The following is a 12,538-nucleotide window of genomic DNA, read 5'->3' as shown; positions in this document are numbered from 1 at the left end:
CTCCTTGTTCGGGCATGTGCCGGCGGGGGCCGACAATGGCCGTTATTTTCGAGAGTAGTGTGTCACCAGCTTATCGCCGATGGTTTGCAGAATCTGTACCAGCACAATCAACATCACCACGGTGACGACCATCACGTCGTCCTGGAAGCGCTGGTAACCATAGCGGATCGCCAGGTCACCCAGCCCGCCAGCACCCACGACGCCGGCCATGGCGGTGTAACCCACCAGGGCAATGGCAGTGACGGTGATTGCCGCAATGATGCCGGGTTTAGCCTCGGGCAGCAGTGCCTTGGTGATGATCTGCCGAGTGGTGGCGCCCATGGCTTGAGTCGCCTCGATGATGCCGCGATCCACCTCGCGCAATGCAGTTTCCACCAGGCGCGCGAAGAACGTCGAAGCGCCCACCACCAAGGGTGGAATCGCGCCGGCCACGCCGAGCGAAGTGCCGGTGATGAAGATCGTCGTAGGGATCATCACAATCAGCAGAATGATAAACGGCAGAGAGCGTATGGCGTTGACGATAAATGCCAGCACGCCATAGGTGGCTTTCTGCTCGAGCAACTGACGCGGGCTGAACAGAAACAGCAGAACGCCCAGCGGCAAGCCAACCAGTACGGTGAAAACCAGCGAGGTGCTGAGCATCAGCATGGTGTCGCCGGTGGCAACCCAGATGTCGGCCCAGTCAACTTTGTCGAAATAATGCAGTAACGCGTCCATTAACGCAGTACCTCCATGTGCACATCGGCTGCGGTAAAGCGGGCGAAGGCCGCTTCCATGTCACCGCCGGTGATGGCCAGGGTCAGTTGCCCGTAGGGGGTGTCTTTGATGTGGTCGATGCGACCGGCGAGGATGCTGTAGTCCACGCCCGTTTCGCGGGCGACGGTCCCCAGCAATGGCGCGTAGGTCGCTTCGCCCTGGAACGTCAGGCGCACGATGCGGCCCGGTACATGGGCAAACACGTCACGCTGCTCGCCTTCATCGACTTGCTCGGCTTCTTGCACAAAGCGCTTGGTGGTCGGGTGCTTGGGGTGCAGGAACACCTCGGCCACCGAGCCTTGCTCGACGATCACACCAGCGTCCATCACGGCCACCTGGTCGCACACGCGGCGTATCACGTCCATTTCATGGGTGATCAGCACGATGGTCAGCTTCAGCTCGCGGTTGATCTCAGCCAACAGTTGCAGCACCGAGGCGGTGGTTTGCGGGTCGAGAGCGCTGGTGGCTTCGTCGCACAGCAGAATTTTTGGCTTGGTCGCCAGGGCGCGGGCGATGCCGACACGCTGCTTCTGGCCGCCGGACAACTGCGCCGGGTACTTCCTGGCATGGTCCGACAGGCCCACGCGGGCGAGCAACTCAGCCACGCGCAGGTCGATGTCTTTACGCGACAATTCGCCGGCCAGGGTCAGTGGCAGCGCCACGTTGTCGGCAACGGTCTTGGACGCCAGCAGGTTGAAGTGCTGGAAGATCATCCCGACTTGCTGGCGAAAACGGCGCAGGCCGTTGGCGTCCAGGGCGGTGACTTCTTCACCATCGACGTTGATCTGACCGCCGCTTGGCTGTTCCAGGCGATTGATCAGGCGCAGCAGGGTACTTTTGCCCGCACCGGAGTGGCCAATCAGGCCGAACACCTGGCCGTTCTCGACGCGCAGGCTGGTGGGGTGCAGTGCGGGGATTTCCTTACCGGCGACGCGGTAGGTTTTATGGACGTTATGAAACTCGATCACGTAGCGAACCTTGTGGGGCGCATGGAAAAGGGATCAGCGGTTAGCCGGGCGCGCATTTTAGCCTGTCCGTATAGCGTTTCTTAGCATTTATTTCGCATTCAACCAGCGATTTGGCAATAACGCGATCAAAGGTCATAAAAAAGGAACGGCTAAAAACCCCATCAGTCACTACTTAAGCAACGCGATTTCCTCAGGTGCCGTGCCTGGGGTTTTGCTCAAACGAGCCGGGGGTCCGCTCTGGCCACTTTGATTAAGGAGTTTTGCCTGATGAGTACCAAGAAGCCAGCCACCCCGCCCAAGAGTGAGCTTGCGGGCACCGATACCGTGGACCGCGGCAACACCAACGCCAAGCTGCAGGCCCTGGAAGAATTTCGCTCCGATGCGACCGGCCAGGCGCTGCGCACCAACCAGGGCGTAAAGATTTCCGATAACCAGAACACCCTTAAAGTCGGCGCCCGTGGCCCCTCGCTGCTGGAAGACTTCATCATGCGTGAGAAAATCACGCACTTTGACCATGAGCGCATCCCGGAGCGCATCGTGCATGCCCGTGGCACCGGCGCCCATGGTTATTTCCAGACGTATCAGAACCATTCGGCGCTGAGCAAGGCCGGGTTCCTGCGCAACCCGGAGCATAAAACCCCGGTGTTCGTGCGTTTCTCTACCGTGCAAGGCCCGCGTGGTTCGGGCGATACCGTGCGTGACGTGCGTGGCTTTGCCGTGAAGTTCTTCACCGACGAAGGCAACTTCGATCTGGTGGGCAACAACATGCCGATCTTCTTCATTCAGGATGCAATCAAGTTTCCTGACTTTGTGCACGCCGTAAAACCTGAGCCGCACAACGAAATTCCTACCGGCGGCTCGGCCCACGACACGTTCTGGGATTTCGTCTCGCTGCAGCCGGAATCGGCGCATATGGTGCTGTGGGCCATGTCCGACCGTGCCATTCCGAAAAGCCTGCGCTCGATGCAGGGGTTTGGCATTCACACCTTCCGGTTGATCAATACCGAAGGTAAGTCCAGCTTCGTTAAATTCCACTGGCACCCGAAAGTCGGCACCTGCTCGCTGGTGTGGGACGAAGCGCAAAAGCTTGCCGGTAAAGACACCGATCACCACCGTCGCGACCTGTGGGAAGCGATCGAGGGCGGCGACTACCCTGAGTGGGAATTGGGCGTGCAAATCGTCGCCGAAGAGGACGAGCACAAGTTCGACTTCGACCTGCTCGACCCGACCAAAATCATCCCCGAAGAGCTGGTGCCGATTACGCCGCTGGGCAAAATGGTGCTCAACCGCAACCCGGACAACTTCTTTGCCGAGGTCGAACAGGTCGCCTTTTGCCCCGGCCATATCGTGCCGGGTATCGACTTCACCAACGACCCACTGCTGCAAGGCCGTCTGTTTTCCTACACCGATACGCAGATCAGCCGACTCGGTGGCCCGAACTTTCATGAGCTGCCGATCAACCGGCCGGTCACGCCTTTCCATAATGGCCAGCGTGATGCCCAGCATCGCACGGTGATCGACAAGGGTCGTGCGTCCTACGAGCCGAACTCGATTGATGGCGGTTGGCCGAAAGAAACGCCACCAGCGGCTCAAGATGGCGGGTTCGAAACGTATTACGAGCGTGTCGACGCCAACAAGGTGCGTGAGCGCAGTGAGTCGTTCGGCGACCATTTCTCCCAAGCCACGCTGTTTTTCCACAGCATGAGCCACCACGAGAAAGAGCACATCATCGCGGCTTACAGCTTCGAGTTGGGCAAGGTGGAGCGTGAGTTTATTCGCGCGCGTCAGGTCAACGAGATCCTCGCCAATATCGACCTGGAACTGGCCAAGCGCGTTGCCCAGAACCTCGGCTTGCCGGCACCGACCAAAGGCACCGTACCGCCACGCAAGACGTCGCTCAAAGAGTCGCCGGCGTTGAGCCAGGTGAACCTGCTGTCGGGCGATATCAAAACGCGCAAAGTCGCGATTCTTGCGGCTAACGGTGTGGATGGCGCGGCGATCGCGGCGCTGAAGACGGCGCTGGCCGCCGAAGGTGCGCATGCCAAGCTGCTGGGGCCGACGTCGGCACCGGTGAAGACTGCGGACGGCAAGAGCCTGCCGGTGGATGCGTCGATGGAAGGCATGCCGTCGGTTGCGTTTGATGCGGTGTTCGTACCGGGCGGTAAAGAGTCGATCAAGGCGCTGAGCGGTGATGGCGTGGCGTTGCACTTCCTGTTGGAGGCGTACAAGCACTTGAAGGCGATTGCGGTTGCCAGTGAGGCCAAGTCGTTGCTGGATCAGCTCAAGCTGGAGGCGGATGCGGGGTTGATCGTTGGCGCGGATGCCAAGGCGTTCAAGGCATTCTTTGCGGCGATTGCGCAGCATCGGGTGTGGGCGCGGGAGCCTAAGGCCAAGGCGATTCCGGCTTAAGCTTTTGGTTGGCTGTTAGACCGCCTTCGCGAGCAAGCCCGCTCCCACCTTTGACCGAGTTCCAAGTTTGGAATGCGGTCAAAGGTGGGAGCGGGCTTGCTCGCGAATGGCTTTATTCGGTTTTGCGCGGAATCAACACAACCTGCGCCGGGATGTGTTTCACAATCTGCCGGTGAATCTTCAGGTCATACGCCGAATCAATGCGCTTCACCCGTTTGGTCAGCAACGTGGCCAGCCACGGGTAATCCTGGGTGCGCGGCGCTTGAATGGTCACATCGCACTGGTAATTCACCACATCGGTGGCGATCGCATCCAACTGATGGCGAAGTTCTTCAATATCGGTGAGGTTCAACGCAACCGTGGTGCTTTGAGCCGCCGGGTCGATGACCTTGGCGGGTGGCTTGGCTTCAGCGGCTTTCAGGGCGGCTTCGGCTTTATCCAGCTCGGCTTTGCGGGCGTGGCTGATGGCGCTGTTGACGCCGCCCGTGAGCGCCGGGGCCTTGGGCATCAAGGCGCGTGCGCGGCTTAACGCCGTAGCGGCGGCATTCACGTCACCTTTTTGCAACACGATCTGGCTGCGCTGCAGGTAGGCTTCGGCCAATTGGCGCTGATAGTTTTCCAGCGCCGGGTCGTTGGGCGATTGGGCTTGCAGCGCGGCCAGTTCGTCTTCGGCGGTGGCCAGTTCACTGCTGGCCAGGTTTTGCTCCAGCTGCGCGATGGCCGCAGCACGCGGGTCCTGCGCCTGAGGGGCGACGGGCGGTGTGCTTTGGCAGGCGCCCAGCAGCAGGGAAAATGCGGCAAGGAGCAGATAACGGGAGTTGAACGGCTTCATTCCTGCGACTCTCTATTTGCGCAAAAAGCGAGCAAGTCTACACCCCTCGACGGGGCAGGACAAAACTCAGCAGAAACAGGGCGGCGGCCGTGACCACAATCGACGGCCCGGCCGGCGTGTCCTTGAACCAGGACAGCGCCAGGCCCCCGCACACGGCGAGCATGCCCAGCAGGCTGGCGCCAATCGCCATCTGCTCGGGTGAGCGGGCATGGCGCTGGGCGGCGGCTGCGGGAATGATCAACAGCGACGTGATCAACAATACGCCGACAATCTTCATTGCGACAGCAATCACCACGGCGATCAACAGCATCAGGGTCATGCGCAGCGCCGGCACGGGCAAACCTTCCACGGTGGCGAGCTCTTCGTGCACGGTAATTGCCAGCAACGGGCGCCACAGGGTGACCAACAGCACCAGCACGGCAGCGCTGCCGCCGAGGATCCAGGCCAAGTCGGTAGGGCTGATCGCCAGCAAGTCGCCGAACAGGTAGGCCATCAGGTCGATGCGCACTTCATGCATAAAGCTCAGCACCACCAGGCCCAGCGACAGCGTGCTTGGCGCGAGGATGCCCAGCAGCGTGTCGGAGGCCAGCGGCTGGCGCTGTTGCAGGGTTACCAGCAGCACTGCCAGCAGCAGGCAGCCTACGGTGACGGCGATGGTCGGGCTCACATCCAGCAAAAACCCCATAGCCACGCCCAGCAGCGCGGCATGCGACAACGTGTCGCCAAAATAGGCCATGCGCCGCCAGACCACGAACGAGCCCAAGGGGCCCGCCACCAGTGCCAAAGCCAAGCCTGCCAGCAGGGCGTAGAGCAGAAAATCAGCCATGCTTGCAGCTATCTCCATGAACGTGGGGTTTAGGCGTAGCGGGATCGTCGACCACGGCGCCATGCAAATCATGGGCGTGGTCGTGATGGTGGTGGTAAATCGCCAGGCTCTGGGCGTTTTTGCCGAACAGCTCGACGAATGCCGGGTCGCCGCTCACCTGTTCCGGGTGGCCGGAGCAGCATACGTGGCGGTTGAGGCACACCACTTGATCCGTGGTGCTCATCACCAGGTGCAAGTCGTGGGAGACCATCAGCACGCCGCAGCCATGGCGGTCGCGCAGGCGGGTGATCAGGCTGTACAGCTCGGCCTGGCCGGCAACATCGACGCCTTGAACGGGCTCATCAAGTACCAGCAGTTCGGGCTCGCGCAACAGGGCGCGGGCCAGCAATACGCGCTGCATCTCGCCGCCGGAGATGCTCTGCACCGGGCTATCGATGACCTGTTCGGCGCCGACTTCCTTGAGCGCCGCCTGGGCGCGCGCGCGGTCGACGCCAGGCACCAGGCGCAGGAAGCGCAGTACCGACAGCGGCAGCGTTGGATCGACGTGTAATTTTTGCGGCATGTAACCGACGCGCAGCTTGGGCTTGCGCCACACGCTGCCAGTGTCGGGCTTGAGCAGGCCAAGCACGGCGCGCACCAGCGTGGTCTTGCCGGCGCCATTGGGGCCGATCAGCGTCACGATCTGCCCAGGCTCCACGCTCAGGGCGATGTTATCCAGCACGTTTTGCCCGGCGAACGTGACCCCAACCTGTTCCAGGCGGATTAACGCGTTGCTCATCAAGCCCCCTGGCAACCGGAGCAGAGCCCCACTACTTCGACCGTTTGCCCTTCGACCTTGAAGCCCACGTCGGCGGAGCTTTTGACGATGGCGTCGCTGATGCTTTTTTGTTCAAGCTCGATGGCGGCATGGCACTCGCGGCAGATCAGAAACTGGCCCTGGTGCGCGTGTTCCGGGTGGCTGCAACCGACAAAAGCGTTGAGCGAGGCGATACGGTGTACCAAGCCATTTTCCAGCAAAAAATCCAGCGCGCGGTACACCGTCGGCGGCGCGGCACGGCGGCCGTCCTGCTCGCTGAGCACGCCAAGAATGTCGTAGGCGCCCAGCGGCTTGTGGCTTTGCCACACCAACTCCAGCACCCGACGACGCAGGGCGGTCAGGCGCAAGCCTTTCTGCGCGCACAGGCTATCGGCCTCTGACAGCGCAGTGTGTACGCAGTGAGAGTGGTCGTGGGGACGGCTGGCAAGCGGTGTTTTAGGCATGAGCGGCGACAGACATTTGATAGAGACGTTATTATGTTACCTGTTCCTACGCCATTGAGTGGTCATCGTGTCCCGACTTTTTCCCGTTTTTGTCGTATTTGTCACCAGTTTGTTCATCGCTGGGGCCGCTCAGGCTGAGGTCAAGGTGCTGACGAGCATCAAACCATTGCAGTTGATTGCCGCCGCCGTGCAGGACGGCGTGGCGATTCCAGAGGTGCTGTTACCGCCCGGTGCATCGCCGCATAACTATGCGTTGCGCCCATCCGACGTACGGCGCGTGCAGTCGGTGGACCTGTTGTATTGGATCGGCCCGGACATGGAAAGCTTCCTGCCGCGCGTGCTCAAGGGGCGTAGCCTGCCGACCGTGGCAGTTCAGGACCTGCCTGGGATGAAATTGCGTCGGTTCGCCGAAGATAGCCACTCCCATGCCGATGATGCCGACGAACACGACCACGATCACCGCCCTGGCAGCCTGGATGCGCACCTGTGGTTGTCGACGGTCAACGCTCGGGTGATTGCTGCGCGTATGGCGTCTGACCTCAGCACTGCCGACCCGGCCAATGCCGCGCGTTATCAGAGCAACGTGAAGGCATTCGATGAGCGCCTGGATGCGTTGGACGCACGCTTGAAGTCGCGTCTGTCCACCGTCGGCGACAAGCCGTACTTCGTGTTCCACGAGGCATTTGACTACTTCGAGGACGCTTACGGGCTCAAGCACACCGGCGTGTTCAGCGTGGCCGCCGAAGTGCAGCCGGGCGCCCAGCATGTGGCGGCGATGCGTACGCGTTTGCAGGAAGTGGGTAAAACCTGTGTATTCAGCGAGCCGCCGTTGCGTCCGCGTTTGGCCGAAACGCTGGTGGCGGGTTTGCCGGTGAAGTTGGCGGAGCTGGATGCGTTGGGCGGTTATACCCCGGCGACGGCGCAGGGTTACGAGCAGGTGCTGGAGAAGCTGGGGAATGACTTGGCCGGGTGCCTGGAGTCGCTCTAACTGCAAATACATAACCCATGTGGGAGCGGGCTTGCTCGCGAATGCGGTGGATCAGTAATAGATGTATTTACTGACACTGCGCATTCGCGAGCAAGCCCGCTCCCACATTTTAAAGTGCGAACGGCAGGTGGACGGTGACCTGCTGACGCTGCACCAGCCGATGCTCGAACTCGGCCGGGTCATGGATCAACACATCTTGCCCGGCAAATGATTCCGCGGCGATCAGGCGTGACAGCCAGAAGCGCACACACGCCACGCGCAGCAGGGTCGGCCACAACTCGGCCTCCTTGGCGGTAAACGGCCGCAGCCCCGCGTAGGCGCCCAGCAAGGCGCGGGCGCGCTGGCCGTCTATCACGCCGTCTGCATCCGAACACCAGTCATTCAGGGCGATGGCCACGTCGTACAGCATCGGGCCTGAGCAGGCGTTGTAGAAGTCGATCAAGCCGGTGAGGTGCGTGCCTTCGAACATCGCGTTGTCGCGGAACAGGTCGGCGTGCACGTTGGCGCGCGGCAGGGCGAGGATGTCGGCCTTGTGGGCTTGGATTTCGCTCAAGGCCGCTTGCAGCAGGCGCTGCTGGGCGTCGTTCAGGTGTGAAATAAGCTGCGCGCCTTCAGTGAGCATCCACTCCAAACCGCGATCGGTCTTGCGCTCCAGCACTTTGTCGCCTTGCGTGGCGAGGTGAAGGTGGCCGAGCAGGTCGCCGACCTGGGCGCAATGCTGCGCGTTGGCGTCCTTGATGTGCTTGCCGGCCAGGCGCGGTTGCAACAGCGCCGGTTTGCCCTTGAGTTCGCGAAGTGCCACGCCGTCGGTGGTACGCAGGGCGTAAGGCACCGGCAGGTCGGCGTCGTGGAGTACATCGAGCAGTTCGATGAAGAACGGCATTTCCGCCACTGGGCCGCGCTCAACCAGGGTCAGGACGAATTCGCCTTGTTCCAGGCTGATAAAGAAGTTGGTGTTTTCGCTACCTGCGGCAATCCCCTGGAAATCAAGCAGGCGGCCGAGCCCGTAAGGGGCGAGAAAGGTTTCCAGCTCGGGCCGAGCCAGGGGGGTGAACACAGACATGTTTAAACTGCCAGTACGGGCGCCGCGGTGTGCGGCGCCGGTTAAAATTAAGAAATCATTTCCATTCGAAGATCTTCCATGACGGGATCAGCATATCCGGCTGGTCAGAGCGGATGAAGTTCGCATCGGTTCCGTCCGAGCGCACCAGGAAATACGGTTTGAAACCCTTCTTGGTTATCTTGATTGCGTACAGGAAGCCGTTTTGGCGATATTCCTGAATGGTCCTGCCGCCTTCCGTGCGAATGGTAACTTCCGGGTCGCCCGACTGTGCAGTATCTGCCGCCGTGGCCACTATCGGAGTGAGTGCAATCAAGCCGGTCAACAACAGGCGATTTACTGTACGCATGATAACCTTGTCCCTTTGTCGTCATTGGTCCGGCTATTCTAGCGCCTGACCCGCCGAAAAGGTTGATCCTGCTCATGAGCCAAGCCCCCCTCGTCCTGGTGGACGGTTCTTCTTATTTGTACCGCGCCTTCCACGCGTTGCCACCGCTGACCACGTCCAAAGGCCTGCCCACCGGTGCGGTCAAGGGCGTGTTGAACATGCTCAAAAGCCTGCGCAAGCAGTACCCGAACAGCCCGTTCGCGGTGGTGTTCGACGCCAAGGGTGGGACTTTTCGCGATGAGATGTTCGCTGAATACAAGGCCAACCGCCCGAGCATGCCCGATGACATGCGCCTGCAAATCGAGCCACTGCACCAGAGTGTGATCGCCCTGGGCTTCCCGTTGCTGTGCGTTGAAGGCGTCGAGGCCGACGATGTGATCGGCACCCTGGCCCGCAGCAGCGCGGCGGCTGACCGTCCGGTGGTGATCTCTACCGGCGACAAGGACATGGCGCAGCTGGTCGACGGGCACATTACCTTGGTCAACACCATGACCGGTAGCTCGATGGACATCGAGGGCGTTAAAGAGAAATTTGGCGTCGCTCCGGAGCAGATCATCGACTATCTGGCGTTGATGGGCGATTCGTCCGACAACATCCCAGGCGTGCCGGGGATTGGTCCGAAGACGGCTTCCGGCTTGCTGGTGGGCGTGAATGGCGGCATCAAAGAGCTGTATGAGCAGTTGGATATCGTGCCGACCTTGCCCATCCGTGGTGCCAAGACGCTGCCGGCCAAGTTGGAAGAGCATAAGGAGATGGCATTCCTGTCCTATCAGTTGGCGACGATCAAGGTCGACGTGCCGCTGGATGTGGGCCTGGATGATTTGCACCTGATCGAGCCGGACCGCGAAAAGCTGCTGGAGCTGTACACGCTGCTGGAGTTCAAGAGCTGGTTTGATGAGATTCAGCGTGATGCCAAGCGCGTTGAGCTCAAGGCTGCGCCTGTTGTTGAAGAGGCCGTCGACGTCGCGGCACCCGCAGAAGCGTCCTACACCACGATCCTCGACCAGGCGACATTCGATGCCTGGCTGAAAAAGCTCAACGCCGCAAAATTGTTCGCGTTCGACACCGAAACCACCGGGATCGATGCGCAGCAGGCGCAACTGGTCGGCGTCTCCTTTGCCGTGCAGCCCCATGAAGCGGCCTACATCCCGCTGACCCATTCCTACATCGGCGCGCCGCAACAACTGGACCGTGACACAGTACTGCTGGCTTTGAAGCCGTTGCTGGAGGACGCGACCAAGCTCAAGGTCGGCCAGCACGCCAAGTTTGATATGAACATCCTGGCCAACTGTGCCATCGGCGGCGATCAGGCCAACGGTATTACCGTGCGCGGGATCGCTTTCGACACCATGCTCGAATCCTACGTGCTGAACTCCACCGCGACCCGGCACGACATGGACAGCCTGGCCAAGAAGTACCTGGACTACGACACCGTGAGTTTCCAGGACATCGCCGGCAGAGGCGCCAAGCAGCTGACGTTTGATCAGATCCCGCTTGAGCAGGCTGGCCCTTACGCGGCCGAAGATGCCGACGTGACGCTGCGCCTGCACCAGGCGTTGCATGCACAGCTTGAAGCCATTCCAAGCCTTGCCAGTGTGCTGACCGACATCGAAATTCCCTTGGTGCCGGTGCTGGCGCGTATCGAGCGCCAGGGCGCACTGGTGGATAAGGCGCTGCTGGGCATCCAGAGTATCGAGCTGGGCAACAAGATGGTGGAGCTGGAGCGCCAGGCGTTTGAGATCGCCGGTGAAACGTTCAACCTGGGCTCGCCCAAGCAACTCGGGGCGATCCTCTACGAAAAACTCGGTTTGCCGGTACTGAAAAAGACCGGCAAAGGCCAGGCATCCACGGCTGAAGAAGTGTTGGCCAAGCTGGCCGAAGATGACTTCCTGCTGCCCAAGGTACTGATGCAGTACCGCAGCATGAGCAAGCTCAAAAGCACCTACACCGATCGCCTGCCGGAGCAGATCAACCCGCGTACCGGGCGTATTCACACGTCTTATCATCAGGCGGTGGCGGCCACCGGGCGTTTGTCGTCCAGTGACCCTAACCTGCAGAACATCCCGGTGCGCACTGCCGAAGGGCGGCGCATTCGCCAGGCGTTTGTCGCGCCCAAAGGCTACAAATTGCTGGCGGCGGACTATTCGCAGATCGAGCTGCGGATCATGGCGCACCTGTCCAAGGACGAGGGGCTGATGAATGCGTTCCGTAATGACCTGGACGTGCACACCGCCACCGCCGCCGAAGTGTTCAAGGTTGAGCTGACAGAGGTCACGTCGAACCAGCGCCGCAGTGCCAAGGCCATTAACTTTGGCTTGATCTACGGCATGGGCGCGCAGAAGCTCGGCAAGGACATTGGCGTCGATACCAAGACCGCCAAGGCCTACATTGATGTGTACTTTGCGCGCTACCCGGGCGTTCGTGAATACATGGAGCGCACCCGCGCCCAGGCGGCCGATCAGGGTTATGTTGAAACCTTCTTCGGGCGGCGGCTGTACCTGCCGGACATCAACTCCAACAAGCCCCAGGAGCGCGCAGCCGCTGAGCGCACGGCGATCAACGCACCGATGCAAGGCACTGCGGCGGATATCATCAAGAAAGCCATGGTGCTGGTGGACAACTGGCTGACCGAGTCGGGCCTGGACGCCAAGGTGATCCTGCAGGTGCACGATGAATTGGTGCTTGAGGTGCGTGAGGATCTGGTGGAGCAAGTCAGCGAGAAGATCCGCGAGCATATGAGCGCGGCGGCCAGGCTGGACGTGCCGTTGGTGGTGGACGTGGGTGTGGGCGATAACTGGGACGAAGCACACTGACAGCGCGGCTCTGCCATTGCCGAGGGTAATGGCAGAGCGCTTTAGATCAGAAAGCGCCTCAGGTTATTTCCAATAGTTTTTTGACCTGCCGGAACTTAACCCGTGAACTGCTACTCAGAGTTACTGAATGGGTGGTGAAGCCCTTCAATGCTCCTATGTTGTGTTAAGTGTTGGCAGATATCTGGACCCCGCCCTAGCGGTCCGGAACTTGGACCCCGAACTTCCCCTCCCCATACGA

General features: G+C 60.7%; 11 protein-coding genes. 3 read left to right on the top strand and 8 right to left on the bottom strand.

Features of this window, described 5'->3' with window-relative positions; genetic code table 11:
* Positions 1-42: 42 nt before the first annotated feature.
* Complete coding sequence (locus BFP92_RS27895) at positions 43-717, bottom strand: methionine ABC transporter permease (protein ID WP_065931971.1); 675 nt, start codon at positions 715-717, stop codon at positions 43-45.
* Positions 717-1,724, bottom strand: coding sequence for a methionine ABC transporter ATP-binding protein (locus BFP92_RS27890; protein ID WP_065931970.1), 1,008 nt, complete (start codon positions 1,722-1,724; stop codon positions 717-719). The genes BFP92_RS27895 and BFP92_RS27890 overlap by 1 nt, the downstream gene beginning before the upstream one ends.
* Before the next feature lie 267 nt (positions 1,725-1,991).
* Between BFP92_RS27890 and katE the strand changes: the two genes are divergently transcribed.
* Positions 1,992-4,133 (top strand): catalase HPII, encoded by a 2,142-nt coding sequence (gene katE, locus BFP92_RS27885; RefSeq protein ID WP_065931969.1) that lies wholly within the window; start codon positions 1,992-1,994, stop codon positions 4,131-4,133.
* A gap of 112 nt (positions 4,134-4,245) precedes the next feature.
* On the opposite strand, the gene BFP92_RS27880 is transcribed toward katE, so the two are convergent.
* The 4 genes from BFP92_RS27880 to BFP92_RS27865 are packed head-to-tail and all read right to left on the bottom strand — an operon-like array spanning position 4,246 to position 7,063.
* Complete coding sequence (locus tag BFP92_RS27880) at positions 4,246-4,965, bottom strand: PA5502 family lipoprotein (protein ID WP_065931968.1); 720 nt, start codon at positions 4,963-4,965, stop codon at positions 4,246-4,248.
* Positions 4,966-5,002: 37 nt separating this feature from the next.
* The gene (znuB, locus tag BFP92_RS27875; protein WP_058421933.1) at positions 5,003-5,791 is read right to left on the bottom strand and encodes a zinc ABC transporter permease subunit ZnuB; all 789 of its coding nucleotides are present in this window, start codon (positions 5,789-5,791) and stop codon (positions 5,003-5,005) included.
* Complete coding sequence (gene znuC / locus BFP92_RS27870) at positions 5,784-6,569, bottom strand: zinc ABC transporter ATP-binding protein ZnuC (RefSeq protein WP_065931967.1); 786 nt, start codon at positions 6,567-6,569, stop codon at positions 5,784-5,786. The genes znuB and znuC overlap by 8 nt, the downstream gene beginning before the upstream one ends.
* Entirely contained in the window at positions 6,569-7,063 is a 495-nt protein-coding gene (locus tag BFP92_RS27865) for a Fur family transcriptional regulator (protein WP_170875880.1), read from the bottom strand. Before BFP92_RS27865 ends, znuC begins: the two co-directional genes overlap by 1 nt.
* A 46-nt stretch (positions 7,064-7,109) precedes the next feature.
* Between BFP92_RS27865 and BFP92_RS27860 the strand changes: the two genes are divergently transcribed.
* The gene (locus BFP92_RS27860) at positions 7,110-8,039 is read left to right on the top strand and encodes a zinc ABC transporter substrate-binding protein ZnuA (RefSeq protein WP_065931965.1); all 930 of its coding nucleotides are present in this window, start codon (positions 7,110-7,112) and stop codon (positions 8,037-8,039) included.
* A 109-nt stretch (positions 8,040-8,148) separates the two neighbouring features.
* Here the strand turns inward: BFP92_RS27860 and BFP92_RS27855 are convergent, their stop codons facing one another.
* Together BFP92_RS27855 and BFP92_RS27850 are read right to left on the bottom strand one after the other, a co-directional pair.
* Positions 8,149-9,102, bottom strand: coding sequence for a homoserine kinase (locus BFP92_RS27855; RefSeq protein ID WP_065931964.1), 954 nt, complete (start codon positions 9,100-9,102; stop codon positions 8,149-8,151).
* A 55-nt stretch (positions 9,103-9,157) separates the two neighbouring features.
* On the bottom strand, positions 9,158-9,448 hold the full coding sequence (locus BFP92_RS27850; protein WP_065931963.1) for a DUF2782 domain-containing protein: 291 nt from the start codon (positions 9,446-9,448) through the stop codon (positions 9,158-9,160).
* Between the two features lie 74 nt (positions 9,449-9,522).
* Between BFP92_RS27850 and polA the strand changes: the two genes are divergently transcribed.
* A complete protein-coding gene (gene polA / locus BFP92_RS27845; RefSeq protein WP_065931962.1) occupies positions 9,523-12,300 on the top strand; it encodes a DNA polymerase I in 2,778 nt (925 codons plus the stop codon).
* The last annotated feature ends 238 nt before the right edge of the window (positions 12,301-12,538 follow it).

It is taken from the genome of Pseudomonas sp. 58 R 3 (genome assembly GCF_900006605.1).
GTDB lineage: Bacteria > Pseudomonadota > Gammaproteobacteria > Pseudomonadales > Pseudomonadaceae > Aquipseudomonas > Aquipseudomonas salomonii.
Note: the sequence above shows the minus strand (reverse complement) of the source record. Positions and strands in the feature narration are given on the sequence as shown.

Bases quoted from the DNA above. Each gene is read 5' to 3' on its own strand.
- BFP92_RS27895 (WP_065931971.1), bottom strand. From the start codon at position 717: ATGGACGCGTTACTGCATTATTTCGACAAAGTTGACTGGGCCGACATC.
- katE (WP_065931969.1), top strand. From the start codon at position 1,992: ATGAGTACCAAGAAGCCAGCCACCCCGCCCAAGAGTGAGCTTGCGGGC.
- BFP92_RS27880 (WP_065931968.1), bottom strand. From the start codon at position 4,965: ATGAAGCCGTTCAACTCCCGTTATCTGCTCCTTGCCGCATTTTCCCTG.
- znuB (WP_058421933.1), bottom strand. From the start codon at position 5,791: ATGGCTGATTTTCTGCTCTACGCCCTGCTGGCAGGCTTGGCTTTGGCA.
- znuC (WP_065931967.1), bottom strand. From the start codon at position 6,569: ATGAGCAACGCGTTAATCCGCCTGGAACAGGTTGGGGTCACGTTCGCC.
- BFP92_RS27855 (WP_065931964.1), bottom strand. From the start codon at position 9,102: ATGTCTGTGTTCACCCCCCTGGCTCGGCCCGAGCTGGAAACCTTTCTC.
- BFP92_RS27850 (WP_065931963.1), bottom strand. From the start codon at position 9,448: ATGCGTACAGTAAATCGCCTGTTGTTGACCGGCTTGATTGCACTCACT.
- polA (WP_065931962.1), top strand. From the start codon at position 9,523: ATGAGCCAAGCCCCCCTCGTCCTGGTGGACGGTTCTTCTTATTTGTAC.